Origin of the sequence: Escherichia sp. MOD1-EC6819 (assembly GCF_002965765.1) — a bacterium.
GTDB classification, from domain to species: Bacteria; Pseudomonadota; Gammaproteobacteria; order Enterobacterales; family Enterobacteriaceae; genus Escherichia; species Escherichia ruysiae.
Genome location: NZ_PTRG01000010.1, coordinates 144,325 through 170,456, shown reverse-complemented (window position 1 = coordinate 170,456; position 26,132 = coordinate 144,325). Strand labels below are relative to the sequence as shown.

At 51.1% G+C, this 26,132-nt stretch carries 30 protein-coding genes; 14 read left to right on the top strand and 16 right to left on the bottom strand.

What is annotated here, in order from left to right; all coding sequences use genetic code 11:
- Window positions 1-68: 68 nt before the first annotated feature.
- Window positions 69-1,082, top strand: coding sequence for an NAD-dependent epimerase/dehydratase family protein (locus tag A7Z06_RS16050; RefSeq protein WP_024165209.1), 1,014 nt, complete (start codon window positions 69-71; stop codon window positions 1,080-1,082).
- Here A7Z06_RS16050 and amiD read toward each other — a convergent pair.
- Window positions 1,079-1,909, bottom strand: coding sequence for an N-acetylmuramoyl-L-alanine amidase AmiD (amiD, locus tag A7Z06_RS16045; protein ID WP_001258030.1), 831 nt, complete (start codon window positions 1,907-1,909; stop codon window positions 1,079-1,081). The two genes, A7Z06_RS16050 and amiD, sit on opposite strands and share 4 nt — an antisense overlap.
- Entirely contained in the window at window positions 1,906-2,229 is a 324-nt protein-coding gene (locus A7Z06_RS16040) for a heavy metal-binding domain-containing protein (RefSeq protein ID WP_001160737.1), read from the bottom strand. The genes amiD and A7Z06_RS16040 overlap by 4 nt, the downstream gene beginning before the upstream one ends.
- A gap of 125 nt (window positions 2,230-2,354) precedes the next feature.
- On the opposite strand from A7Z06_RS16040, the gene A7Z06_RS16035 reads away from it, so the two are divergent.
- The 6 genes from A7Z06_RS16035 to artJ all read left to right on the top strand — a co-directional run bounded on the left by A7Z06_RS16035 (window position 2,355) and on the right by artJ (window position 6,982).
- Complete coding sequence (locus A7Z06_RS16035; RefSeq protein WP_010347551.1) at window positions 2,355-2,870, top strand: lipoprotein; 516 nt, start codon at window positions 2,355-2,357, stop codon at window positions 2,868-2,870.
- A 217-nt stretch (window positions 2,871-3,087) separates the two neighbouring features.
- On the top strand, window positions 3,088-3,816 hold the full coding sequence (gene artP, locus A7Z06_RS16030; protein ID WP_000027204.1) for an arginine ABC transporter ATP-binding protein ArtP: 729 nt from the start codon (window positions 3,088-3,090) through the stop codon (window positions 3,814-3,816).
- Window positions 3,817-3,834: 18 nt separating this feature from the next.
- A complete protein-coding gene (gene artI / locus A7Z06_RS16025) occupies window positions 3,835-4,566 on the top strand; it encodes an arginine ABC transporter substrate-binding protein ArtI (protein ID WP_000756564.1) in 732 nt (243 codons plus the stop codon).
- 6 nt (window positions 4,567-4,572) lie between these two features.
- Window positions 4,573-5,289: an arginine ABC transporter permease ArtQ gene (artQ, locus tag A7Z06_RS16020; protein WP_001001682.1), complete on the top strand. Its 717-nt coding sequence runs from the start codon at window positions 4,573-4,575 to the stop codon at window positions 5,287-5,289.
- Window positions 5,289-5,957 (top strand): arginine ABC transporter permease ArtM, encoded by a 669-nt coding sequence (gene artM / locus A7Z06_RS16015; protein ID WP_000895401.1) that lies wholly within the window; start codon window positions 5,289-5,291, stop codon window positions 5,955-5,957. Before artQ ends, artM begins: the two co-directional genes overlap by 1 nt.
- 293 nt (window positions 5,958-6,250) lie before the next feature.
- Entirely contained in the window at window positions 6,251-6,982 is a 732-nt protein-coding gene (artJ, locus tag A7Z06_RS16010; protein WP_010347547.1) for an arginine ABC transporter substrate-binding protein ArtJ, read from the top strand.
- Between the two features lie 171 nt (window positions 6,983-7,153).
- Here artJ and rlmC read toward each other — a convergent pair whose 3' ends face one another.
- The 10 genes from rlmC to A7Z06_RS15955 all read right to left on the bottom strand — a co-directional run bounded on the left by rlmC (window position 7,154) and on the right by A7Z06_RS15955 (window position 15,877).
- Window positions 7,154-8,281: a 23S rRNA (uracil(747)-C(5))-methyltransferase RlmC gene (rlmC, locus tag A7Z06_RS16005; protein ID WP_001149761.1), complete on the bottom strand. Its 1,128-nt coding sequence runs from the start codon at window positions 8,279-8,281 to the stop codon at window positions 7,154-7,156.
- A gap of 40 nt (window positions 8,282-8,321) precedes the next feature.
- Complete coding sequence (locus tag A7Z06_RS16000) at window positions 8,322-8,810, bottom strand: YbjO family protein (RefSeq protein ID WP_000389254.1); 489 nt, start codon at window positions 8,808-8,810, stop codon at window positions 8,322-8,324.
- Between the two features lie 59 nt (window positions 8,811-8,869).
- Entirely contained in the window at window positions 8,870-9,715 is an 846-nt protein-coding gene (gene potI, locus A7Z06_RS15995) for a putrescine ABC transporter permease PotI (RefSeq protein ID WP_085460562.1), read from the bottom strand.
- Window positions 9,712-10,656 (bottom strand): putrescine ABC transporter permease PotH, encoded by a 945-nt coding sequence (gene potH / locus A7Z06_RS15990; protein ID WP_000105409.1) that lies wholly within the window; start codon window positions 10,654-10,656, stop codon window positions 9,712-9,714. Before potH ends, potI begins: the two co-directional genes overlap by 4 nt.
- A gap of 9 nt (window positions 10,657-10,665) precedes the next feature.
- A complete protein-coding gene (potG, locus tag A7Z06_RS15985) occupies window positions 10,666-11,799 on the bottom strand; it encodes a putrescine ABC transporter ATP-binding subunit PotG (protein ID WP_105279491.1) in 1,134 nt (377 codons plus the stop codon).
- A 94-nt stretch (window positions 11,800-11,893) separates the two neighbouring features.
- Complete coding sequence (potF, locus tag A7Z06_RS15980) at window positions 11,894-13,006, bottom strand: spermidine/putrescine ABC transporter substrate-binding protein PotF (protein WP_000126058.1); 1,113 nt, start codon at window positions 13,004-13,006, stop codon at window positions 11,894-11,896.
- A 350-nt stretch (window positions 13,007-13,356) separates the two neighbouring features.
- Window positions 13,357-13,833 carry a YbjN domain-containing protein gene (locus A7Z06_RS15970; RefSeq protein WP_000203025.1) on the bottom strand — a complete coding sequence of 159 codons (477 nt, stop codon included), beginning with the start codon at window positions 13,831-13,833 and terminating at the stop codon, window positions 13,357-13,359.
- A gap of 87 nt (window positions 13,834-13,920) precedes the next feature.
- Window positions 13,921-14,823 carry a 30S ribosomal protein S6--L-glutamate ligase gene (gene rimK / locus A7Z06_RS15965; RefSeq protein ID WP_000684348.1) on the bottom strand — a complete coding sequence of 301 codons (903 nt, stop codon included), beginning with the start codon at window positions 14,821-14,823 and terminating at the stop codon, window positions 13,921-13,923.
- Between the two features lie 60 nt (window positions 14,824-14,883).
- Window positions 14,884-15,606, bottom strand: coding sequence for a nitroreductase NfsA (gene nfsA, locus A7Z06_RS15960; protein ID WP_000189117.1), 723 nt, complete (start codon window positions 15,604-15,606; stop codon window positions 14,884-14,886).
- Window positions 15,590-15,877: a YbjC family protein gene (locus A7Z06_RS15955; protein WP_001201587.1), complete on the bottom strand. Its 288-nt coding sequence runs from the start codon at window positions 15,875-15,877 to the stop codon at window positions 15,590-15,592. Before A7Z06_RS15955 ends, nfsA begins: the two co-directional genes overlap by 17 nt.
- Before the next feature lie 159 nt (window positions 15,878-16,036).
- Between A7Z06_RS15955 and grxA the strand changes: the two genes are divergently transcribed.
- Window positions 16,037-16,294, top strand: a complete 258-nt coding sequence (grxA, locus tag A7Z06_RS15950; protein ID WP_001195223.1) for a glutaredoxin 1 — start codon at window positions 16,037-16,039, stop codon at window positions 16,292-16,294.
- A gap of 31 nt (window positions 16,295-16,325) precedes the next feature.
- Here the strand turns inward: grxA and A7Z06_RS15945 are convergent, their stop codons facing one another.
- Entirely contained in the window at window positions 16,326-16,703 is a 378-nt protein-coding gene (locus A7Z06_RS15945) for an inner membrane protein YbjM (protein ID WP_000681103.1), read from the bottom strand.
- A gap of 268 nt (window positions 16,704-16,971) precedes the next feature.
- Here A7Z06_RS15945 and A7Z06_RS15940 point away from each other — a divergent pair, with 268 nt between their 5' ends.
- Window positions 16,972-18,657: an aspartate:alanine antiporter gene (locus tag A7Z06_RS15940; RefSeq protein WP_001024863.1), complete on the top strand. Its 1,686-nt coding sequence runs from the start codon at window positions 16,972-16,974 to the stop codon at window positions 18,655-18,657.
- Between the two features lie 135 nt (window positions 18,658-18,792).
- Here the strand turns inward: A7Z06_RS15940 and rcdA are convergent, their stop codons facing one another.
- Entirely contained in the window at window positions 18,793-19,368 is a 576-nt protein-coding gene (gene rcdA / locus A7Z06_RS15930) for a DNA-binding transcriptional regulator RcdA (RefSeq protein ID WP_001250445.1), read from the bottom strand.
- 83 nt (window positions 19,369-19,451) lie between these two features.
- On the opposite strand from rcdA, the gene A7Z06_RS15925 reads away from it, so the two are divergent.
- From A7Z06_RS15925 to ybjH, 3 genes are all read left to right on the top strand, one after another.
- Entirely contained in the window at window positions 19,452-20,660 is a 1,209-nt protein-coding gene (locus tag A7Z06_RS15925; RefSeq protein ID WP_000217871.1) for an MFS transporter, read from the top strand.
- Window positions 20,660-21,475 carry a 5-amino-6-(5-phospho-D-ribitylamino)uracil phosphatase gene (ybjI, locus tag A7Z06_RS15920; protein ID WP_010347526.1) on the top strand — a complete coding sequence of 272 codons (816 nt, stop codon included), beginning with the start codon at window positions 20,660-20,662 and terminating at the stop codon, window positions 21,473-21,475. Before A7Z06_RS15925 ends, ybjI begins: the two co-directional genes overlap by 1 nt.
- Before the next feature lie 84 nt (window positions 21,476-21,559).
- Window positions 21,560-21,844: a protein YbjH gene (gene ybjH, locus A7Z06_RS15915; protein WP_077629224.1), complete on the top strand. Its 285-nt coding sequence runs from the start codon at window positions 21,560-21,562 to the stop codon at window positions 21,842-21,844.
- Window positions 21,845-21,884: 40 nt separating this feature from the next.
- On the opposite strand, the gene mdfA is transcribed toward ybjH, so the two are convergent.
- Window positions 21,885-23,117: a multidrug efflux MFS transporter MdfA gene (gene mdfA, locus A7Z06_RS15910; RefSeq protein ID WP_010347523.1), complete on the bottom strand. Its 1,233-nt coding sequence runs from the start codon at window positions 23,115-23,117 to the stop codon at window positions 21,885-21,887.
- 283 nt (window positions 23,118-23,400) lie between these two features.
- Between mdfA and ybjG the strand changes: the two genes are divergently transcribed.
- Together ybjG and deoR are read left to right on the top strand one after the other, a co-directional pair.
- Entirely contained in the window at window positions 23,401-23,997 is a 597-nt protein-coding gene (ybjG, locus tag A7Z06_RS15905) for an undecaprenyl-diphosphate phosphatase (protein ID WP_000892324.1), read from the top strand.
- A gap of 57 nt (window positions 23,998-24,054) precedes the next feature.
- A complete protein-coding gene (gene deoR / locus A7Z06_RS15900) occupies window positions 24,055-24,813 on the top strand; it encodes a DNA-binding transcriptional repressor DeoR (RefSeq protein WP_000450139.1) in 759 nt (252 codons plus the stop codon).
- 47 nt (window positions 24,814-24,860) lie between these two features.
- On the opposite strand, the gene dacC is transcribed toward deoR, so the two are convergent.
- Window positions 24,861-26,063 carry a serine-type D-Ala-D-Ala carboxypeptidase gene (gene dacC, locus A7Z06_RS15895; RefSeq protein ID WP_024212562.1) on the bottom strand — a complete coding sequence of 401 codons (1,203 nt, stop codon included), beginning with the start codon at window positions 26,061-26,063 and terminating at the stop codon, window positions 24,861-24,863.
- Window positions 26,064-26,132: the final 69 nt, after the last annotated feature.

Genomic DNA, 26,132 nt, shown 5'->3' with positions numbered 1-26,132 from the left:
TCCCATTGCATCAAGGAGGAAATCACGGAAGAATGCGCTCGTCGTTTTATCAACAACAGTGGAATGATATGAAGGTACTGGTTACCGGCGCCACCAGCGGTTTAGGTCGAAACGCGGTTGAGTTTTTATGCCGGAAAGGCATCAGTGTGAGAGCAACCGGTCGCAACGAAGCGATGGGCAAATTGCTGGAAAAAATAGGTGCAGAGTTTGTCCATGCGGATCTGACTGAGCTGGTCTCATCGCAGGCGAAGGTGATGCTCGCGGGCATTGATACACTGTGGCACTGTTCCAGCTTTACCTCGCCGTGGGGAACGCAGCAGGCTTTCGATCTGGCAAACGTTCGTGCCACTCGCCGCCTGGGCGAATGGGCTGTCGCCTGGGGTGTACGTAACTTTATTCATATCTCTTCACCCTCCCTGTACTTCGATTATCACCACCATCGCGATATCAAAGAAGATTTTCGCCCTCACCGCTTCGCCAACGAATTTGCCCGCAGCAAAGCCGCCAGCGAAGAGGTGATCAATATGCTTTCGCAGACCAACCCACAGACGCGCTTTACTATTCTGCGCCCACAAAGTCTGTTCGGCCCGCACGATAAAGTTTTTATTCCCCGTCTGGCGCATATGATGCACCACTACGGCAGCATCCTGTTACCCCACGGCGGCAGCGCGCTGGTCGATATGACCTACTATGAAAATGCCGTGCACGCTATGTGGCTGGCGAGTCAGGAAGCGTGCGATAAGTTGCCTTCCGGGCGTGTGTACAACATCACCAACGGCGAACATCGCACACTGCGCAGCATCGTGCAGAAGCTGATCGACGAATTGAATATTGACTGTCGTATTCGTTCCGTCCCCTACCCGATGCTGGATATGATTGCCCGCAGTATGGAGCGTTTAGGACGCAAGTCAGCAAAAGAGCCGCCGCTGACCCATTACGGCGTCTCCAAGTTGAATTTTGACTTTACGCTGGATATTACGCGTGCGCAGGAAGAGTTAGGTTATCAGCCGATCATCACGCTAAATGAAGGTATTGAGCAAACTGCCGCCTGGCTGCGCGACCACGGAAAACTGCCGCGCTAATCCTGACCGTATTTCTCCAGCAACGCTTCGACAATCGCCTGAGTTTCTGCATCCGCTTCGCCGTTATATAACGTCGGGCGGAAATGCATCTGAAACGCCATAATCACTCGCTGCTGTTCGCGCGGCGTCATTTCAGGTTTTACGTCATAGCCGTAGCGTGCCAAAAGCTCAAGCAACGATGCGGTTTCTACCGGCGTGTGGGGCGCGCGCCCGGCCAGATAAAAGCTAACGCGCGATGCATCCGGCCAGGCACCAATCCCCTGCTGCGCCAGTTGCTGCCACGGGAACAGTGGACCAGGATCGTCTTTGCGCTGTGGGGCAATATCCGCATGTGCCACTACGTTTTCTGGTTTGATGTGATAGCGGGCGATAATATCTTTCGCCAGGGGAATGAGCGCCTGAATTTGCGCTGGTTCAAACGGCGTAAAATATTTCACCCCCGCTGATTTCTGCCAGCCGCGATTTTCCAGCTCAATGCCAATAGAGGTATCGTTAATCCGCGTCGCCCCGCGCCAGGCGCTGATCCCCGCGTGCCAGGCCAGTTCTTGCTCCGGCACCAGTTGCCAGATACGCGGTTTGCCGTTGAAACGCGGCGGCACAGCTGGCACCAGGTAGTGCGAGCTGACTTTTTTATCGGTCAGCGTCGCCAGCGACGTGTCGAAATCATCCGCCGTGTAGTGGATCACCAGCACTTTAATACGGGGATATGCCGCCTGCGCCTGGCGTCGGGTATCGAGTTGGTATCCCTCTTTCTCGACAATGCCTTTTTCGCCTGCACACCCTGCCAGTAACAGGATCGCCGCAACCAGCCAGAAAACGCTTCTCATCGACGTGTTTTCACCGCCGTTCCGCTGACGCTGACCATCAGCATACTGCCGTTTTGCCCGACAGTTTCGTAGTCGATATCAATGCCAACCACTGCGTCCGCTCCCAGCGCCCGTGCCTGGGAGCCTAATTCTTCAAACGCAATCTCCCGGGCTTTGCGCAGTTCCTTTTCGTAAGCCCCTGAACGACCGCCGACGATATCGCGGATACCGGCAAAGAAATCACGAAAAATATTGGCGCCTAAAATCGCTTCGCCCGTCACCACACCGCAATATTCAACGATGGTCTGACCTTCAAGTGTTGGGGTTGTGGAAAATTGCATGATCGATCTCCTTGTTTGCTAAGCCTTCGATCTCAAAAGCATTATCGGACTGATACGCTATTATTGAAAGGATATCATTATTATCGTAGAACGCTTTCAAGGTGTTCGCTTATAAGGAAATCATTATGCGCTACAGCAAATTGACCATGCTTATCCCTTGCGCACTGTTACTCAGTGCTTGCACCACCGTCACGCCAGCCTATAAAGACAACGGCTCCCGCACAGGTTCTTGCGTCCAGGGCGGCCCTGACAGCGTGGCTCAGCAATTCTATGACTACCGTATTCAGCATCGCAGTAACGACATTACCGCTCTGCGTCCGTACTTGAGTGACAAACTGGCGGCACTGCTCAGTGATGCCAGCCGCGATAACAACCAACGCGAATTGTTAAGCAGCGATCCCTTCTCCAGTCGTACCACCTTGCCAGACAGCGCCCGCGTCGCCAGTGCTTCTACCATCCCGAATCGCGATGCACGTAATATTCCGCTGCGCGTGGATCTGAAACAAGGCGACCAGAGCTGGCAGGATGAGGTGCTGATGATTCAGGAAGGCCAGTGTTGGGTCATCGACGATGTGCGCTATTTAGGTGGCAGCGTTCACGCCAAAGCGGGGACATTACGCCAGTCCATTGAGAATCGTTAATCCCTTGATTAGATTATAACCCCCATAAATTGTCCGGCATTCTGAGAGGAATGCCGACATTTATGCTCGCCGAACAACGCCCCCGTTATTTTGTGCTATGTTTATTGAATAATGCGCTTTGCTTTTAACTTTTAAAGCAGAAATATTGCATAATTATTCTGTCAAAGGTACTATCTTCGACCTCAATAGCTATCAGACTGCCAGTATACGAGTGTCAATGAGTATTCAATTAAACGGCATTAATTGCTTCTACGGCGCACATCAGGCGCTGTTCGATATCACGCTGGATTGCCCGCAGGGCGAAACGCTGGTGTTACTTGGCCCCAGCGGCGCGGGGAAAAGCTCGCTGCTGCGTGTACTCAATCTGCTTGAGATGCCGCGCTCCGGTACGCTCAACATTGCAGGCAACCATTTCGATTTCACCAAAACACCGTCAGACAAAGCGATTCGCGACCTGCGTCGCAACGTCGGCATGGTGTTTCAGCAATACAATCTGTGGCCGCATCTCACCGTACAGCAAAACCTGATCGAAGCGCCATGCCGCGTACTCGGCTTGAGTAAAGATCAGGCGCTGGCTCGTGCAGAAAAACTGCTGGAGCGTCTGCGTCTCAAACCTTATAGCGATCGTTACCCGCTGCACCTTTCTGGTGGTCAGCAACAACGTGTTGCTATTGCCCGTGCGCTGATGATGGAGCCGCAGGTACTGCTGTTTGATGAACCGACCGCCGCGCTGGATCCGGAAATTACGGCACAAATCGTCAGCATCATTCGTGAGCTGGCGGAGACCAATATTACCCAGGTGATCGTCACCCACGAAGTTGAAGTGGCGCGTAAAACCGCCAGCCGTGTGGTGTATATGGAAAACGGTCACATCGTTGAACAAGGCGACGCGCGCTGCTTTACCGAGCCGCAAACCGAAGCATTTAAAAACTATCTCTCTCACTAAAGATTCGGGATAACGACAATGAAAAAAGTTCTGATTGCCGCGTTAATTGCAGGTTTTAGTCTTTCCGCCACAGCTGCCGAAACCATTCGTTTTGCTACCGAAGCCTCCTATCCTCCGTTTGAATCTATAGACGCGAATAACCAGATCGTCGGTTTTGACGTCGACCTCGCACAGGCGCTGTGTAAAGAGATTGATGCAACCTGTACTTTCTCCAACCAGGCATTTGACAGCCTGATCCCGAGTCTGAAATTCCGCCGTGTGGACGCCGTTATGGCAGGTATGGATATCACTCCAGAGCGTGAAAAACAGGTGCTGTTCACCACTCCGTACTATGACAACTCCGCCCTGTTTGTGGGTCAGCAAGGTAAATACACCAGCGTTGATCAGCTGAAAGGCAAGAAAGTCGGTGTGCAGAACGGGACGACACACCAAAAATTCATTATGGATAAGCATCCGGAAATCACCACAGTTCCGTATGACAGCTACCAGAACGCAAAACTGGATCTGCAAAACGGGCGTATCGACGGTGTATTCGGTGACACCGCAGTAGTAACCGAATGGCTGAAAGATAACCCGAAACTGGCGGCAGTGGGCGACAAAGTGACCGATAAAGATTACTTCGGTACTGGCCTCGGCATCGCAGTACGTCAGGGCAACACTGAACTGCAGCAGAAATTTAATACTGCGCTGGAAAAAGTGAAGAAAGATGGCACTTACGAAACCATCTACAACAAATGGTTCCAGAAGTAATTCCTGATGAATGAATTTTTTCCTTTAGCAAGCGCCGCCGGGATGACCGTCGGCCTTGCCGTTTGTGCATTGATTGTCGGACTGGCGCTGGCGATGTTCTTTGCAGTATGGGAGTCAGCAAAATGGCGCCCTGTTGCATGGGCAGGTTCGGCGCTGGTGACGATTCTGCGCGGCCTGCCAGAAATTCTGGTGGTGCTGTTTATCTATTTTGGCTCCTCGCAGTTACTGCTGACGCTTGCGGATGGCTTCACCATCAATCTTGGGATTGTAGAGATCCCGGTGCAGATGCAGATTGAAAACTTCGATGTCAGTCCGTTCCTTTGCGGTGTTATCGCTCTGTCACTGCTGTATGCCGCTTATGCTTCGCAAACTCTGCGTGGCGCACTGAAAGCGGTGCCGGTGGGTCAGTGGGAGTCGGGTCAGGCGCTGGGGCTGTCGAAATCGGCTATCTTTTTCCGTCTGGTGATGCCGCAGATGTGGCGTCATGCGCTGCCTGGTCTCGGCAACCAGTGGCTGGTACTGCTGAAAGATACCGCGCTGGTCAGTTTGATTAGTGTGAATGATTTAATGCTGCAAACCAAAAGCATCGCCACCCGTACCCAGGAACCGTTTACCTGGTACATTGTGGCGGCGGCGATTTACCTGGTGATTACCCTGTTGAGCCAGTACATTCTCAAACGCATTGACCTGCGCGCGACACGTTTTGAGCGGAGACCTGGCTGATGCTTGAGTATTTACCCGAACTGATGAAAGGGCTGCATACCAGCCTGACCCTGACGGTTGCCTCGCTGATTGTGGCGCTGATTCTGGCGTTGATTTTTACCATCATCCTGACGCTAAAAACGCCGGTGCTGGTGTGGCTGGTGCGTGGTTATATCACGCTGTTTACCGGTACACCGCTGCTGGTGCAAATCTTCCTGATTTACTACGGACCAGGTCAGTTTCCGACGTTGCAGGAGTATCCGGCGCTGTGGCATTTGCTGTCGGAACCGTGGCTGTGTGCGCTAATTGCATTGTCGCTGAACAGTGCAGCGTATACCACGCAGCTGTTTTACGGGGCGATTCGCGCGATCCCGGAAGGTCAATGGCAGTCCTGTAGCGCGCTGGGAATGAGCAAAAAAGATACGCTGGCGATCCTTCTGCCGTATGCCTTTAAACGCTCGCTCTCGTCTTATTCCAACGAAGTGGTGCTGGTGTTCAAAAGTACCTCTCTGGCATACACCATTACGCTAATGGAAGTGATGGGCTACAGCCAGTTACTGTACGGACGCACCTACGACGTAATGGTGTTTGGCGCGGCGGGGATTATTTACCTCGTCGTCAACGGCCTGCTGACGCTGATGATGCGTCTGATTGAGCGTAAAGCACTGGCATTTGAACGTCGGAATTAATGTGACTGCGTACACATTCGCCGGGGGGTTTTGTAGGTCTGAGAAGACGCGCCAGCGTCGCATCAGACACCTGCACGGTGCCTGTGCCGGATGCGGCGTAAACGCCTTATCCGGCACACATAGTGCATAAATCCTTATAATGAAGACGGACAACCCACTAAGTTGTCCGTCTTTTTTTATCTCTCGCAAACTATTTAATCATATTTATTGCATATAAATTCATTTGATGGCATTGTAAATCCATGCCGCAGACACGGCTAATAATCATAAGATTGACAGACGGGAGTTCCATCATGAAAAAGCTAGTTCTTGCCGCATTACTTGCATCCTGTGCATTCGGCGCTTCTGCCGCAGAGAAAATCAATTTCGGCGTCTCTGCCACTTATCCGCCATTCGAATCGATGGATGCAAATAACCAGATCGTCGGCTTTGATATCGATCTGGCAAAAGCGTTATGCAAACAAATGCAGGCAGAATGTACTTTTACTAATCACGCTTTCGACAGCCTGATCCCGTCACTGAAATTCAGAAAATATGACGCAGTGATTTCCGGGATGGACATCACACCGGAACGTAGCAAACAGGTCGCCTTTACCACCCCCTATTACGAAAACTCAGCCGTTGTGATTGCCAAAAAAGATACCTATAAGACTTTTGCCGACCTGAAAGGTAAACGTATTGGTATGGAAAACGGCACTACCCACCAGAAATATATTCAGGATCAGCATCCGGAAGTGAAAACCGTCTCTTATGACAGTTATCAGAATGCATTTATCGACCTGAAAAATGGTCGTATTGATGGGGTATTTGGTGATACAGCGGTAGTTAATGAGTGGCTGAAAACCAATCCGCAACTGGGCGTTGCGACTGAGAAAGTAACCGATCCGCAGTACTTCGGCACCGGTCTGGGCATCGCTGTACGTCCGGATAACAAAGCTCTGCTGGAGAAACTGAATAACGCACTGGCAGCCGTTAAAGCAGACGGTACATATCAGAAAATCAGCGATCAGTGGTTCCCGCAGTAATTGAGACTGAGACGAAAGTAAGATGCCTGATGCGCTACGCTTATTAGGACAACATCGACTCTGCAATGTATTGATTGAGCACGATTTGTAGGCCGGATAAGGCGTTCACGCCGCATCCGGCATGAACAAAGCGCACCAGGTCTGCGATCTGAAGCCGCAGATGCGGCTTTTTTATTGCTTCACCAGCAGCGTCAGCACTTCATAATGTGCGGTGTGGGGGAACATATCGAAAAGCTGTACCCGCTCAATGCGATATCCTGGCAGTTCGCGGATATCTTTCGCCATCGTTTGGGCGTTACAGCTTGAGTAGATAATAAAACGCGGTGCCATCGTCGAAAGATAATCACACAGCGGTTTACCAATGCCGCGACGCGGTGGATTAACCAGCACCAGCTCCGGCACTTCGCCCTGAGCGGTGGCAAACTGAGTGGAGTCCAGCGCCTGAAATTGCAGACGCGTTAGACCCAGTTCAGCAGCAGATTGTTTCGCACAGGCTATCGCTTCTGGCGCAATTTCAATCCCCGTTAGCTGCATTTCTGGCGTTGCGCAATGCAAACCAAAACCACCAACGCCGCAGAACAGATCCCACATATGATTTACCGGCAATTGCCGCACCCAGTCACGCGCGGTGGCGTACAGCTGGCTGGCGACCGCCGGATTAGTCTGGAAGAAACTTTGCGGGCGGATCCACAGCGGCACGTCATTAAAACGCTCTGCCAGCGCCTGCTGTTCGGTCAGGTAGATCTCCGTCTCCCCTTCCATTATCGCCATATGCACTGGCTGAATATTGACGGTAATGACTTTTAGCTGCGGCAGTTGCGCCTGTAACCACGGCAGCGCCTTACGCAGTTGCGCCAGCTTGGTTTCAGAGCGCAGTACAAAGCGCAGCATCATACCGCCATCCATCTGGCTTTCAGTCAGCAGAATATATTTCAGTTCGCCACGTTTGCGCGCCACGTTGTAGGGCGTCAGCCCCGCACGGGCGATAAACGGTTTTAGCGCCGCAAAAACAGGCGCAAATGAGGCAGGGTAAAGCGGACAGTCGCAAAGATCTTCTGGCGTACCGTCGCGGTGTAGCATTCCGAGCAGTGGTTTTTCAACGCTACCACTCACCACCATTTTGGCTTTATTGCGAAACCCTTGTTCCGGGCCAGACACCGGCGCGCACCATTCCGCGACCGGAAAATCGGCCAACAGATTTTTAAGATCGGTGGTTTTAGCGGAGAGTTGCTCTGGAATCGGCTGCGTTATCCACTGACAGGAGCGGCAGCGACCCGCGTCGTAAAGTGCGCACTGCATACATTGACCTTCACATCATCAGGGGCGAGGATTATACACATTATTGCAACTGGAAGAACCGCCGACTGGTGGCGGGAACAAACAGCAGCAATAAGATGAGCATGTCCGGCAGCTTTTGTAACATCAGACTATGGAAGATTTCGCGTTTCGATTCACCGGGAATGCTGAACAGCTCAGGGTAACCATAACCGAGCGAAGCTGCCCACAGATAACTGGCGGCCGTGATTTGCGTCAGCAGATACAGCCAGCGCGCCAGGCGACGCCCTTTCACCAGCGAAAACGCACACCAGATTTCAATAAAAACCAGCGCAAGGCTGCTTAGAAAGACCAGCGTTAAACTCCAGGTTTGTACGCTGCGATGTATGAACTCGCCGATACCGCGCACGCCCAGCGTATTGAAAATCATCAGCACGTCGAGGCCACGGATCATAATAATGGCGAGCGCCGCCACCTGCACCAGTGCAGGCACATTCAGGCGAGCATGTGATGAAGATGTTTTCTTAAAAAATCCCAACGTTTCGTCTTCCATGAAAACAATGCCGCGACATGCGCGGCATTATGTAGCCAGGTTGGCAAATTTTAGTGTCTTCAGCCACGTCTTGCACGCTGGATATCGCGTATCCGCTGCTTTTCTGCGCGCGCCATTAAATACCAGGCGATAAATCCGACAATTCCTACCGCGCCGAGAATCAATGTTGCCAGGGCGTTGATTTCCGGATTCACCCCCATCCGCACGCTGGAGAAGACCAGCATTGGTAAGGTGGTGGCTCCCGGCCCGGAAACAAAGCTGGCGATCACCAGATCGTCGAGCGACAGAGTAAAAGCCAGTAACCAGCCAGAAATGATCGCCGGCATGATCATCGGTAGTGTAATGACGAAAAACACCTTCAGCGGCGTCGCGCCGAGATCCATCGCCGCTTCTTCAATGGAGCGATCCAGTTCCCGCAGACGCGAAGAAATAACAACTGCCACATAAGCCGTACAGAAGGTCACGTGCGCCAGCCAGATAGTTAACATACCGCGATCGGCAGGCCAGCCGATCGCATGAGCAAGAGCAACGAACAATAACAACAGCGACAGGCCAGTGATCACATCCGGCATGACTAGCGGCGCGGTGATCATAAAGGCAAAGCCATTTGATCCACGAAACCGCCCAAAGCGTACCAGCACAACCGCCGCGATAGTTCCAAGAATTGCCGCCGCCGTCGCCGCACAGGCGGCAATCGTCAGACTTAAGCCGACCGCACTCATCATCGCATCATCACGCAATAACTCGCCGTACCAGCGCGTTGACCAACCGGCCCACACCGTCACCAGCTTCGAACTGTTAAATGAATAGATGACCAGCATCAGCATCGGCGCATAGAGAAAGGTGAAGCCCAGCAACAAAATCACCATTCGCCAGGGCGAACGAACGACCGGTAAATTATTCATCCGTGTTCCCCCACGCTTTTTTGCTGATATTTGTGGAACCACATAATTGGCACAATCAGCAGCAATAACATAACGATTGCCACCGCTGAGGCCACCGGCCAGTCACGGTTATTGAAAAACTCCTGCCACAGAACGCGCCCGATCATGATGCTGTCCGGGCCGCCGAGCAGTTCCGGGATCACAAACTCACCCACCGCCGGAATGAAAACCAGCATCGATCCGGCGATAATCCCACCTTTGGTAAGCGGCACAATCACCGTAAAGAAAGTCTTCAGCGGACGCGCGCCGAGATCCAGCGCGGCTTCCACCAGCGAATAATCAATGCGAGTTAACGCGGTGTAGATAGGCAACACCATAAACGGCACATAGGCGTAAACAATGCCGATATAAACGGCCAGATTGGTATGCAGAATGGTCAGCGGCTGATCGATAACCCCCAGCCACAGCAGGAAATTATTCAGCACGCCATTGTTTTTTAGTATCCCCATCCAGGCGTAAACGCGGATCAAAAATGAGGTCCACGAAGGCAGGATCACCAGCAGCAATAAGATATTGCGGGTCGAAGGTTTACTGTGCGCCACTGCCCACGCCAGCGGATAGCCGAGCAATAAGCAACAAACGGTCGAAATCGCCGCCACCTGTAACGACTGGAGATAAGCATCGAAATAGAGCGGATCGTCAGTCAGTTGCAGGAAATTGCCGAGATTGAGGGTGACAGACAGTTGCCCGTCAGCCCACGCCATCAGTTCGGTATAAGGCGGAATGGCGCGCGCCATCTCAGCCAGGCTTATTTTAAAGACGATAAGAAATGGCAGCAGAAACAACAAAATCAACCAGATATACGGCAGCGCAATCACCAGTTTGCGCCCGTGCTTCATTTGCCACTGTGTAAGCCACTGCTTTAATCCGCCCGGCTGGGCAGCAGGTTCAAGTGTACTCATCTTTGCTCCTTAAACCGTCAGCACCACACAACTGTCTGATTCCCAGCACAAACGAACTTCATCACCCCAGGTCGGTAACCCTTTGCGAAAACGATGGGCGTTTTGTAACTGGGCGCTGATCATCTGCCCGCTTTTCAGGCGGACATGATACACCGAAAGATCGCCGAGATAGGCAATGTGTATCACCTCCCCCACCGCGAAGTTACAACCATTGGCGGGCGGCTCTTCGCAAAGCATGATTTTTTCCGGGCGCAGCGCCACATGTACCGGCACGTTATCGACCACCGAGGCATCCGCGTCGACTTTCAGCGGATGCACCAGCCCCGGCGAATAAAGCACCAGACCATCTTCCTGACGCTCTTTGAGTACGCCTTCAAAGACGTTTACCGATCCAATAAACTCGGCGCTATAGCGGGTAGTCGGATGCTCGTAGATCTCTTCCGGCTCGCCAATCTGAACAAATTTACCGCGATTCATAATCGCGATGCGCCCCGCCATGGTCATCGCCTCTTCCTGATCGTGCGTTACCATCACACAGGTCACGCCGACACGCTCCAGAATATCCACCACTTCAAGCTGCATCCGGTCGCGCAGTTTTTTATCCAGCGCGCCCATCGGTTCATCGAGCAGTAATAGTTTCGGGCGTTTAGCGAGGCTTCGGGCCAGCGCCACTCGCTGACGTTGGCCACCGGAAAGCTGATGCGGTTTGCGTTTGGCAAACTCCTGCATATGCACCAGCCCCAGCATTTCATTGACCCGACTGGCAATTTCCGCTTTTGGTAACTTGTCTTGTTTCAGACCAAAAGCAATGTTTTGCTCCACGGTCATATGGGGGAATAGCGCGTAGGACTGGAACATCATGTTGATGGGGCGCAGATAAGGCGGAACCTGTGACAAATCAACACCATCAAGCATAATTTGCCCGGCAGAAAGTTGTTCGAAACCTGCCAACATACGCAGCAGCGTGGACTTGCCACAGCCGGATGCGCCCAGCAGTGCAAAGATTTCGCCTTTATAAATGGTCAGACTGACATCATCGACCGCGTGTTGACCATCGTAAGATTTGGTCAAATTGCGGATTTCTAATAGTGGTGTCAGCGACTTACGACTTTTCGCCTGCGGGCGAGGGATAGCGTCATTCACGGCTGCTCTCCGGCATTTAATGTGTGCAAGCGCACCAGGATGGTGCGAATTGCCGGCGGGAGTGGTGCGCCCGTCCGGCATCTACGGCAGCGGATTATTTTCCGCTCTTCACTTTTGTCCACGCGCGGGTGCGCACACGATCGATTTTCGGATCCTGCACTTGCAGGGTGAACATTTTGGCGCGAACGTCCGCCGGAGGATAAATCCCTGGATTATCACGCACTTCCGCACTCACCAGCGGCGTAGCTGCTTTATTGGCGTTGGCATAGAACACATGGTCAGAGATATGTGCTACTACATCCGGGCGCAGCAGATAATTCAGGAACTGATACGCTTCGTCTTTATTTTTGGCATCGGCAGGCATGGCAAAGACATCAAAGAATGCCATCGCCCCTTCTTTCGGAATCGAGAAAGAGACATTCACGCCATTCTTCGCCTCCTTCGCGCGGTTGGAGGCCTGCCAGACATCGCCCGCCCAGCCAATCGCCACGCAGATGTCGCCATTAGCCAGGTCGTTAATATATTGAGATGAATGGAAATAACGAATATTCGGGCGCAGTTTCAATAGCAGGTCAGTCGCTGGTCCGGTGTAATCATCCGCTTTGGTGCTGTTCGGATCTTTACCAAGATAATTCAACACAGTGGCAAAAACTTCTTCCGGCGCATCGAGGAAAGAGACACCACAGCTTTTCAGTTTTTCCAGATTTTCTGGTTTGAGGATCAAGTCCCAGCTATCGACCGGCGCGTTTTCGCCCAGCACTGCTTTGACTTTATCGACGTTATACCCAATCCCGGTAGTCGCCCACATATACGGCATAGCAAATTTATTGTCGGGATCGTGTTTTGCCACCAGCTTCAGCAGTCCTGGATCGAGATTCTTCCACTCCGGCAATTTGCTTTTATCCAGCGGCTGGAATACTCCCGCAGTCAACTGGCGCTCCAGAAAGCTGGCTGACGGCACGACCAGGTCAAAACCGGTACTCCCCGCCATTAATTTGCCTTCCAGCACTTCGTTGGAATCAAAAACATCGTAGACGACTTTAATACCGGTCTCTTTTTCAAAATTTGCCACCGTATCCGGGGCGATATAATCAGACCAGTTATAGATGTGGAGTGTTTTTTGTTCAGCCGCGAGCGTGCCGACAGAGACGGCCATCAGAGCACCCGCAATCAGACCCGATAGCCATTTTTTATTTAAGGCGGTCATATCTCTTTCCTTCTGAAAGTTCGTTAACAAACGAACAAAAGTTGTCACACTGAAAGATATGCAATAAACGTGCATATTTTTTATCGGCGCGGTGCAAGAAAAGAGAACTCTCTCCCGGCCAGCATTGCTCGCTATATAAAAGCCTCGCAAGAATAACTTTAGCCAGGGTTTGAAACTATAGCTGTAATTAAAAAACGGTATTTAACAAATTTTTATGCGCATTTGCTCTATGTGATAAAGCAAATCTGGCACAATAGAAGTGAAATAATCTTTAATGAAGGGTTAAAATCAGCAGGAAATATTACGACGCGCAGTCACTGCGGCAGCGACTGCGTGCTCGAAGAAAGTTATCAGTGAAGGAAATAGTTTTCGGTAACGTTGTTTTGCCCTTCATCGTCAGTCGGCAACAGCAGCTGATGGGCATTAGCTTCGAGGATGACCATTGAAATCTGCTCTTCGCTCTGGCGTACAAACCATGCAAACTGTTCATAGGTTACGCCCTGCATAACAGATAAAGACTGGCAAACCACCAGCTTTGGCAGATTATCATCCTGCATATCGAGAAATGCTTTCACGGTCAGTGAGCTGGCATTGATGGCTGATAAATCCGCCGCCAGCGGCAACACGGCTGAAGGCCTGACTTCCGCCATGGCAGAAAACAGGATTGTGTTATCAATCAGGTCGATTTTGGCATCAAAGACACCGTCGAAATTCTGCATATGGGGCAGATGCAAAGCCTGACAGTTATCACATTCAAAAAAACTCATCCCCAGGTCATCGAGCCATTGACGCAACGTATCCAGACCAGGAACGACCAGCGATGTCATAATTTTGTACAACCTCTTCCGATAAAAAGACTGGCACAGCTTACGCAAAAAGCGCAGGCAAAACCATGATCAGTAATGTGATTGCGACTAACCACCCGTTTTCAGGCAATATTCTGCCGTGGCGTGGCGTTCGATCCAGCGGATCATTTTACCCGCAATGTCGATACCGGTGGTTTTTTCTATTCCTTCCAGCCCCGGCGACGCATTCACCTCCATCACCAATGGCCCGCGATTGGCACGCAGAATATCCACACCGGCAACATCCAGCGCCATCGTTCGCGCGGCTTTGATGGCGATTTCACGCTCCTTCGGCGTGATACTGGCGATGCTTGCCGCGCCGCCACGATGCAAATTGGAGCGAAAATCGCCCTCTTTCGCCCGCCGTTCAATCGCCGCGACAACTTCATCACCGACGACCAGACAGCGGATATCGCACCCTTGCGCCTCTTTGATATATTCCTGCACCAGAATATGAGCGTTCAGGCCGCGAAAAGCATCAATCACGCTTTCTGCCGCCTGGCGCGTTTCCGCCAGCACCACACCAATTCCCTGCGTGCCTTCGACCAGCTTAACCACCAGTGGCGCACCACCGACCATATCGATTAAGTCGCTGGTATCATCCGGCGAATGCGCAATCCCCGTGACAGGCAGGTCAATGCCCTGACGCGCCAGCAGTTGCATGGAACGCAATTTGTCACGCGCCCGGGCAATCGCGACCGATTCGTTCAGCGGGTAACTGCCCAGCATTTCGAACTGGCGCAGCACCGCCGTCCCATAAAAGGTTATAGCAGTGCCAATGCGTGGGATCACTGCGTCAAAATGGGGTAACTTACGGCCTTTGTAGTGAATGGAAGACGCCGCAGGATTTATGTTCATGTAGCAAGAAAGCGGATCGAGAATTTCAACCAGGTGACCACGCTGTATGGCGGCTTCACGCAGCCGCTTACACGAATAGAGCGTTCCATCCCGGGACAATATGGCAATTTTCACCCTGCACCTCTCTGTCAGACCTGGTCAAAAGCCCGCGTATAATACATCGCCGTAACGGTTTTAGCGCGTCGCCCAACCTTGTTTATGCAAATAATCGAGAATAAAAGGACGGCTTTCTTTGATAATCGTCCGGCGAATATGATCGCTCCAGGTATCCCGGCGATTATTACTGCCACGGGTAAGATAATATTCCGCCAGTTGCTCGTCATACTGTGCCAGAGCATCTTTATCCAGCGGTTGGTAGCTGTTTTCATGCACCAAAATGGAAGCCGGTAAACGCGGCTTGAGATCCGGGTTATCCGCAGGCCAGCCGAGACACAGGCCAAACAGCGGCAGAACATGCTTTGGTAATTTCAGCAGCGCCGTCACCGCTTCAATGTTATTGCGCAGGCCGCCAATATATACACCGCCTAACCCCAACGATTCCGCTGCGATTAAGGCGTTTTGTGCCATCATCGCCGTATCAACAACACCGAGCAACAACTGTTCAGCCAGGCCGAGTTGAGCATCCGGGCAGATCTGCAAATGACGGTTAAAGTCGGCGCAAAACACCCAAAACTCCGCCGCTTGCGCAACGTGTTTTTGCCCACCGGTCAGCGGCACCAGGGCTTCACGCAATGCGGGGTCGGTAATGCGAATAATGCTACTACACTGCAAAAAGCTGGAACTGGAGGTCGCACGGGCGCTGTTGATAATCGCCTCACGCTGTTCAGCGGAGATAGGTTCATCAGTGAAATGGCGAATGGAGCGGTGACCACAAATAAGTTCAATGGTTGGCGTCATTATCTTTTTCTCTTTCTGAACGTGAAGATTCCGGTGGATGATTCATCAGTTGCGGGGCCAGCCGTTTTGCCACCTGAAGAATAACCACCACCGCAGCGGGAAGCATGAGCAAAACACCGAGAAAAATCATCAGAATTTGCGCTTCTGGCGTAGAAAACGGCGCTGGAAGCGAAAAGTTGTCACTTATCGACAGTAACGCCGCCGCCAGTAACATCATTCCGAGAAATTCCAGTATCAACACGCTTTTAGGCAATTTACCGATCGCGCGCATAGACTTCCCTCTGCAAAGTGAGCAGCCAGTTTAAAACCTTTCGCCGCGTTGTGCTTAACAGTTATAGCTTTAAGCAATCAATGCAACAGGTTAAACCTACTTTCAGCGAATAAGATTTGGCGTGATCATGCACACATGACAGATAAATGGAGAAAGCCAATGCAAACCGTTATTTTCGGTCGTCCGGGTTGCCCTTACTGCGTGCGTGCCAAAGATTTGGCAGAAAAGTTAAGTAATGAACACGATGATTTTCACTATCAGTATGTGGATATTCGTGCTGAAGGGATCACTAAAGAGGATCTGCAACAGAAAGCTGGCAAGCCGGTAGAAACCGTACCGCAGATTTTTGTCGATCAGCAACACATCGGTGGCTATACCGATTTTGCTGCCTGGGTGAAAGAGAATCTTGACGCCTGATTACCGGATAAGCCCTCTCTGTTTGAGGGCTTTATTGATTTTTTCTGTGTTGTGGCCTGAACAAGCTACTAATAAACAAAAAACATAACGCGCCCAGCGCACACCAGAAGACGGCACTCAACAACCACGCCAGCTCCTGCCAGAATGAGCGTGATGGTGAAAAAAACAGACGCATAATTAACATAGAACAGGGTGCTGCCAGCATTGCGCCAAACAGTGGTTTAAGGACTTCTCTACGCCGCGAAAAAAAGCTGGCTACAGCCCCAGGAAGAATGAAAAACAGTAAGCCGATTTCAGGGTGCCCGGCAGCCCGAAAAGCTCCCTTCATATGTGTCGCCAGAAAAAGGCACACCACAATAAAGAGGACAAAACAGCAAATTGCCCCCGCCCAATGTTGTTTATGTTTCACATGTTCCTCCTGACACTGCCTCTATCGAACACATTTTTCGCCGGTGTGGCGCTCAGTAAGATAAAGCCGCTTCGCATTCCATGCTAATATAGGCCAACACAATTCTTATAGCCGTTGGTATCTAATGTGATTACACTAGTAAAATATATTGTTACTTTACTATTGATTAAGTGCGCTGAATGAATCTGCGCTCTGAATTCAGGTAAAAACATTATCTTAAATTACCATTTCTTTCAACAGCTTACTCGTAAACAAGAAGTTAGTCTCCGTGAATATAAACGTCGCCGAATTGTTAAATGGGAATTACATTCTGTTATTATTCGTGGTCCTCGCGCTTGGACTATGTCTCGGAAAATTACGACTTGGTTCAATCCAACTGGGTAATTCCATTGGCGTTTTAGTCGTATCACTGTTATTAGGGCAACAACATTTCAGTATTAACACCGACGCGCTTAATCTTGGCTTTATGCTGTTTATTTTCTGCGTCGGGGTCGAAGCCGGACCCAACTTTTTTTCCATTTTTTTCCGCGATGGTAAAAATTACCTAATGTTAGCCCTGGTAATGGTCGGTAGTGCACTGCTGATCGCCTTAGGGCTGGGTAAGTTGTTTGGCTGGGACATCGGCCTGACGGCTGGTATGTTGGCTGGCTCAATGACATCAACACCGGTTTTGGTTGGTGCGGGCGATACCTTACGCCACTCTGGAATAGAAAGCAGGCAACTCTCTGCGGCACTGGATAATTTAAGCCTCGGGTATGCATTAACCTATTTGATTGGCCTGGTGAGTTTGATTGTCGGTGCGCGTTACTTGCCTAAGTTGCAGCATCAGGACTTACAGACCAGCGCCCAGCAAATCGCTCGTGAGCGAGGTCTGGACACCGACGCCAGCCGTAAAGTCTATCTGCCGGTAATTCGCGCCTACCGCGTCGGCCCGGAACTGGTCGCCTGGGCCGACGGCAAAAACTTGCGTGAACTGGGTATTTATCGACAAACAGGTTGCTACATTGAACGTATTCGTCGTAACGGGATTCTGGCAAATCCGGATGGTGACGCCGTGCTACAGATGGGCGATGAAATAGCGTTGGTAGGCTATCCCGACGCCCACGCCCGACTCGATCCCAGCTTCCGTAATGGTAAAGAAGTTTTTGATCGAGACCTTCTCGACATGCGTATCGTCACTGAAGAGGTGGTCGTCAAAAACCATAACGCTGTCGGTAAACGTCTGGCACAACTGAAGCTGACCGATCACGGTTGTTTCCTTAACCGCGTCATTCGCAGCCAGATCGAAATGCCGATCGACGATAACGTGGTGCTTAATAAAGGCGATGTATTGCAGGTGAGCGGCGATGCCCGTCGCGTGAAAACCATCGCCGATCGCATCGGCTTTATCTCGATTCACAGCCAGGTTACTGATCTACTGGCATTCTGCGCGTTCTTTGTCATCGGTCTGATGATCGGGATGATCACCTTCCAGTTCAGCACATTCAGCTTCGGCATGGGTAACGCTGCCGGGTTGTTATTCGCTGGTATTATGCTGGGCTTTATGCGAGCGAACCACCCAACCTTCGGCTATATTCCCCAGGGCGCGTTAAGCATGGTGAAAGAGTTCGGTTTGATGGTATTTATGGCGGGCGTTGGTTTAAGTGCCGGCAGCGGCATCAATAACGGCCTGGGCGCGATTGGCGGTCAGATGTTGATTGCCGGGTTAATTGTCAGCCTGGTGCCCGTTGTGATTTGCTTCCTGTTTGGCGCTTACGTGCTGCGCATGAACCGCGCGCTGTTGTTCGGTGCAATGATGGGCGCGCGTACTTGTGCTCCAGCAATGGAGATCATCAGCGACACTGCGCGCAGCAACATTCCGGCATTAGGTTATGCGGGCACTTATGCAATAGCTAACGTGCTGCTGACGTTGGCAGGGACAATCATCGTAATGGTATGGCCAGGACTCGGATAAAACTGAAGTTGCCCCAAAAATGAAATTTTTTTGCACAACCGCAGAACTTTTCCTCGGGGCATCAGTCTTAATTAGTGCCACTGCTTTTCTTTGATGTCCCCATTTTGTGGAGCCCATCAACCCCGCCATTTCGGTTCAAGGTTGGTGGGTTTTTTGTTGCCTGAAATTTATCTCCTGCCCTGCCAATTGCGCCACCATCTGCAAAATATCCTCGCGCGATAGCGGCTTACGGTCAGTGACAAAATGCAGTGTCATCCCTTCAATAAATGCATCCAGCGCGCGGGCGGTTCCGGGTTCAAACCATTGTTCGAGCGTTTGCTGACTGCGCTGCATCCAGTTTTGCATCACCGTTTTTAATAGCGGTTTTCGGCTGGCCAATGCGTAGAGTTGATACATCAGTTCCATGTTATCCGGCGTTGCAACCTGCGAGCTGTAGATCATGTCAGTTATGGCCTGGCAGGCGCCTGAAGCATCACTGACATCACTAAAAAATGCCTGATATTGCTTAGACATTATCTCTGTAAAACTGCTGAACGCCTCCAGCAGCAGCTCATCAATTCCTGAAAAATAGTAGGTCATCGACCCCAACGGCACTCCGGCAAGGGTAGCGATTTTGCGGTGTGTAACGGCATGTATTCCGTAAAGTTTCACCGCCTCCAGCGTGGCCTGGATGATTTTTTCTCGCCGTTGCGGATCGTTAGCGCGACGCATGTCATTTCCTCTCTTTGCAATTGTGTACAAATGTACACAACCTTGCTAATGTTGTCTTCCCTCTTCTTTTTTTGACGTGATCTATGACCGTAAATTCTTCACGTAATGCCTTGAAACGCCGAACCTGGGCGCTGTTTATGTTCTTCTTTTTGCCAGGCCTGTTAATGGCGTCCTGGGCAACCCGTACGCCAGCGATTCGCGACATTCTTTCTGTTTCGATCGCTGAAATGGGCGGTGTACTCTTTGGCTTGTCGATCGGTTCGATGAGCGGAATTCTCTGCTCGGCGTGGTTAGTGAAACGTTTTGGGACGCGTAATGTCATCCTGGTCACGATGTCCTGCGCGTTGATCGGGATGATGATATTAAGTCTGGCACTCTGGCTGACATCGCCCGTGCTCTTTGCCGTGGGTCTTGGCGTCTTTGGAGCCAGTTTTGGTTCCGCTGAAGTTGCTATAAACGTTGAAGGTGCCGCCGTTGAGCGAGAAATGAATAAAACGGTTTTGCCGATGATGCACGGCTTTTATAGCCTGGGCACGCTGGCAGGTGCTGGTGTCGGGATGGCGCTGACGGCCTTTGGCGTTCCGGCAACTGTGCATATTTTGTTGGCGGCACTGGTCGGCATTGCACCTATTTATATCGCCATTCAGGCAATCCCTGACGGAACAGGAAAAAATGCCGCCGATGGCACGCAGCATGGCGAAAAAGGCGTACCTTTTTATCGCGATATCCAGTTGCTGTTGATTGGTGTCGTGGTGCTGGCGATGGCGTTTGCAGAAGGTTCTGCCAACGACTGGTTACCCTTATTAATGGTTGATGGTCACGGTTTTAGCCCTACTTCCGGCTCGCTGATTTATGCCGGTTTTACCCTGGGGATGACCGTTGGACGCTTCACTGGCGGTTGGTTCATAGACCGTTACAGTCGCGTTGCCGTGGTTCGGGCCAGTGCGCTAATGGGTGCGTTGGGTATTGGGCTGATTATTTTTGTCGATAGCGCCTGGGTCGCGGGGGTGTCTGTTGTCCTTTGGGGGTTGGGAGCTTCTCTGGGCTTCCCACTGACCATTTCTGCCGCCAGTGATACCGGCCCCGATGCGCCGACCCGCGTCAGCGTGGTAGCAACAACCGGTTATCTGGCTTTCCTCGTCGGGCCGCCGCTGCTGGGCTATCTCGGCGAACATTATGGATTACGTAGTGCAATGCTGGTTGTACTGGCGCTGGTTATTCTCGCGGCTATTGTCGCGAAGGCCGTCGCCAAACCCGATACCAAAACGCAGACGGCGATGGAGAATAGTTGATGAGCATTAAATTAATTGCGGTAGACATGGATGGTACTTTCTTAAGCGATCAAAAAACCTATAACCGCGAGCGGTTTATGGCTCAATATCAGCAAATGAAAGCACAAGGGATTCGCTTTGTGGTCGCCAGCGGGAATCAATATTATCAGTTGATCTCTTTCTTCCCCGAAATTGCCGATGAAATTGCCTTTGTGGCAGAAAACGGCGGTTGGGTAGTGAGCGAAGGCAAAGATGTTTTTAATGGCAAGCTGTCGAAAAATGCATTTACCACTGTAGTGGAACATTTACTGACGCGCCCGGAAGTGGAAATTATTGCCTGCGGAAAAAATAGCGCCTATACCCTCAAAAAATATGACGATGCCATGAAAACGGTGGCGGAAATGTATTATCACCGTCTGGAATATGTCGATAACTTTGACAACTTAGAAGATATCTTCTTTAAGTTTGGCCTGAATCTTTCCGATGAACTGATTCCGCAAGTGCAAAAAGAGTTACATGATTCGATTGGCGATATTATGGTGCCGGTTCACACCGGCAACGGTAGCATCGATCTGATTATCCCCGGCGTACATAAAGCCAATGGCCTGCGGCAACTCCAGAAGTTATGGGGAATAGACGACAGTGAAGTGGTGGTCTTTGGCGATGGCGGTAACGATATCGAAATGCTGCGCCAGGCTGGCTTTAGCTTTGCGATGGAAAATGCCGGCAACGCGGTCGTAGCTGCGGCGAAATACCGCGCTGGCTCCAATAACCGTGAAGGCGTACTGGATGTGATCGATAAAGTTCTTAAGCACGAAGCGCCATTTAATCAATAAAACGGCAGCACGCCCGGCAACACAATGCCTGAATGAAGGATGCATAATTCGCGGAAATTCCCCTTCTGGATTATTTCAGGCGAAATGATGATGAAAAATTGTGTACTGCTGGGCGCGTTTCTGTTGAGTTTTACTGGTGTGGCAATGGCGCAAAGTGTCACCGTTGATGTGCCGAGCGGATACAAAGTGGTGGTAGTCCCCGATTCAGTCAGCGTTCCACAAGCGGTCAGCGTCGCGACTGTACCGCAAACTGTCTATGTGGCGCCTACTCCAGCGCCGGCTTACCGCCCACATCCGTATGTTCGTCACCTTGCCAGCGTAGGCGAAGGGATGGTTATCGAACATCAAATCGACGACCATCACCATTAATCCATGAATGCCTGATTGTGCAAAGCAACCAGGCATTTTCTTATCCGTCGTTTGAATTTCCTGTTTGTTTATCTTTTAAAAAGATAAACATCAGCAGCAGCCACAAAATTCCGTTGGCAAGGTTAAAGAGATTAAACAGGCCGTTGCCCCCGTTCAGCCAGGCATGTTTACTGATTTCTATACCGACGGTAAAGATCAGCATTTGTAACATCCCCATCGCCGCAGAAACCGTACCTTTACTCATATCGCTGGCAAACAGGGTTAATCGCACCAGCCCCGCATTCGCCAGGCCAATACCAAAAGCATAAATACTTAACCCGGCGGTCATCCATAAATACGCGTGCGATGAGATAACCGTTGCGGCAGCGGCGACTAACAGGCCAATCATAATCGGCCAGCCGCCCATGATGATCAATGCACGAACGGTGCGGCGCGAGGTCAAACGCGCTAACAGCAAGTTACCCGCAATTAACGCCCCGAAAACTGGCACTTGCAGCAAACCATATTCATAGCTGCTCAACTTTTCGCCAGTGATAATGATAATTGGTGACTGGGCGATCCACGCCAGCAACGGCAGGCTGACGAACCCCAGCGCCAGAGCTCCGGCAACAAAGCGACCGTTCTTCAGCACCAGCTTGTAGTCATGCCCAAGCTCTTTCAGGGACAGTTTCTCACCAATACGCGTGGCGGTTTCCGGCATAGCGCGTTGCAGACCGAAAAAGGAGATCGCTGCCAATGCGGCAAACAAGACAAACATCCCCTCCCAGGGCAGCACATGGATCCATGCGGCGCCCACCAGCGGACCGAGTAGCGGAGCAATCAGCGCCACGTTCGCCATCAGCGCGGTGATCTTGATACAAACCGCCTCTTCGAAGGATTCCTGAATCGCGGCGTATCCGACAGCGCCAATGAAACAAAGGCTTATCCCTTGCAGGAAGCGTAATAGCGTGAATTGTTCAATGTTTTGCGCCAACAATATTGCCAGACAGGTGACGATAAACCACACCACGCCCGCCAGCATCACCGGACGGCGGCCAATACGATCCGACAGCGGTCCCAGGAGCCACTGTAAAAACATCCCGCCCGCCAGGTAAGCGGTCATCGAAGTAGGAACCCAGTCAATACCCGCCTGATACTCTTCCACTACAGCGAGCATACCGGGTTGAATCATATCATTGCCGATATAGGTCGAGAATTCGTAGAGCACCAGACAGAGAGGAAAAAGTAACGCCTGACGTCCAAGCCGGGCACCGGAAGCTAATCTATTTTGCATGCAATTTCTTCGCCAATAATAATCGCGCAAAGTTTAATAAAAGCGCGGCAAACGAGAAAGCAAATTTTGTAGGTGAAACCACGCTTAAGCACATTCTTACATTATTCCGAGTATAGCTACTCTTTCTTTAAGCTTTATTTAATTCCTTCGCGTTACTATTCCCTGTTGTAAACCAATCCGAAAGTGAAATAAGACGATGCCGCTTTACCCTGTTTAACATGCACTTTATGCTCATCGACTTGCCTGATGGCTCCCCAATAATCACCTTTTGAGTCTGAAAGTTATGCTGGAAAATCTGAATTACTCATTATTCTCTCTTATTAACGCGACGCCAGACTCATCCGCATGGATGATTTCGTTAGCGATTTTTATTGCCAAAGATTTAATTACTGTAGTACCGCTGCTGGCTACGGTGCTTTGGCTATGGGGGTTTACAGCGCAACGGCAACTGGTGATAAAAATCGCTATCGCGCTGGCGGTCGGCCTGTTTGTTTCCTGGACGATGGGGCACTTATTTCCGCACGACCGTCCGTTTGTTGATCATATCGGCTATAACTTCCTGCATCATGCGGCGGATGACTCTTTCCCAAGCGATCACGGCACGGTGATATTTACCTTTGCGCTGGCATTTTTATGCTGGCATCGCCTGTGGTCAGGCGCAATCCTCATGACGCTGGCGGTGGTCATTGCCTGGTCACGTGTTTATCTCGGTGTTCACTGGCCGCTGGACATGCTCGGTGGATTGTTGGCAGGAATGATTGGTTGCCTTAGCGCCCAGATTATCTGGCAGGCTGTGGGGGCAATGCTCTACCAGAAGCTGCAATTATGGTATCGCTTCTGTTTCGCCTTACCTATACGTAAAGGCTGGGTGCGTGGCTGATTTCGGATAAAAAGTGTAATATCAGGCGGCTCGCTTCAATAACTATTCAGAGGGAATATGGAAACACGTCGCGAAGAGCGTATCGGGCAGTTACTACAAGAATTAAAACGCAGCGATAAGTTACACCTGAAGGATGCCGCCGCCCTGCTTGGGGTTTCAGAGATGACGATTCGTCGCGATTTGAATAACAACAGTGCCCCCGTCGTACTACTCGGCGGCTATATTGTTCTGGAACCGCGTAGTGCCAGCCATTACCTGTTAAGCGATCAAAAATCCCGCCTGGTGGAAGAAAAACGCCGGGCGGCAAAACTGGCCGCGACGCTGGTTGAACCCGATCAGACCCTCTTTTTTGACTGCGGCACCACCACGCCGTGGATTATTGAAGCGATAGATAATGAAATCCCTTTCACCGCCGTTTGTTATTCGCTAAATACCTTTCTGGCGCTGAAAGAGAAACCCCATTGCCGCGCGTTTCTTTGCGGTGGTGAATTTCACGCCAGCAACGCCATTTTCAAACCCATTGATTTTCAGCAAACACTGAATAATTTTTGCCCGGATATCGCTTTTTATTCCGCAGCTGGCGTGCATGTCAGTAAAGGCGCAACCTGTTTTAATCTTGAAGAGTTGCCGGTAAAACACTGGGCGATGTCGATGGCACAAAAGCACGTGCTGGTTGTCGACCACAGTAAGTTTGGCAAGGTACGTCCGGCGCGCATGGGCGAGCTGAAACGCTTTGATATTGTGGTGAGCGATTGTTGTCCGGAAGATGAGTATGTGAAGTATGCGCAGGCGCAGCGTATTAAGTTGATGTATTAATGACGCATAACCGGATGACGTTTCCGCGCCATCCGGTCATCAGAAGATTAAGAGAACCAGCTGCCGAACCACTGATGGAATTTCATCATCACGAAGTCCCACATCCGACCAAAGAACCCACCCTCTTCCACATTTTCCATCACGATCAGCGGACGCTGTTCAATAGATTTACCGTTAAGCTGGAAATCAATGGTGCCGACAACCTGACCTTTTTTCAGCGGCGCGGTGAGCTGCGGTTCCGTTAACGTATAACTCGCTTTCAGGTTTTTCAGTTGCCCGCGTGGGATGGTCACTGATCCCCCTTCGCCTGCGCCGAGATTCACTTCGCTCTTATCACCGAACCAGACGCGCTGAGTCACAAAGGTGGCATCAGGTTTAATTGGCGTCACGGTTTCAAAAAAGCGAAAGCCCCAGGTCAGTAATTTCTCAGACTCATTAAAACGGATGCGGTCAGTTTTTGCCCCCAGCACTACGGAGATTAAACGCATATCACCCTGGGTAGCCGAAGCAACCAGATTATATCCCGCACCTGCCGTGGTTCCGGTCTTCATGCCATCAACATTCAGATTGCTGCTCCACAGCAGACGATTACGGTTAGGCTGACGAATTTTGTTAAAGGTAAACTCTTTCTCTTTATGAATAGCGTACTCTTCCGGCACATCGTGGATTAACGCTTTACCCAGCAATGCCATATCGCGCGCGGTACTGAATTGCCCCGGCGCATCCAGACCGTGCACCGTCTGGAAGGTGGTGTTGGTCAGGCCCAGTTTTTTGGCATAACCATTCATCAAACCAATAAATGACTCCTGACTCCCGGCAACGTAATCGGCCAACGCAATACAGGCGTCATTACCGGACTGGATAATCACACCTTTGTTCAAATCCGCCACCGAAACCTGATCGCCCGGTTTGAGGAACATTACCGACGAACCGCGCAGTGCCGGGTTTCCCGTCGCCCAGGCATCTTTACCGACCGTCACCATATCGGTGAGTTTGATCTTATCGGCCTTAAGCGCCTGCCCAACCACATAGCTGGTCATGATTTTAGTCAGACTCGCGGGATCCAGTTTCTCATCCGCATTGCCTTCTGCCAGCACTTTACCGCTGGCGTAATCCATTAAAATCCATGCACGCGCATCCACGCTCGGCGCTTCAACGGTTTGTTCTGCCGCGAATGCCGTTGGGGCAAAAAGGAATAAAAATGCAGAACCCGCTGCAAGACCACGAAGGAAAGAGGAGTATTGCGTCATAAATGCCACCCGAGTATCCATTCAAAAAAAATACGTTATATCGCCGTATGATAAGTTCGGTGATTAATA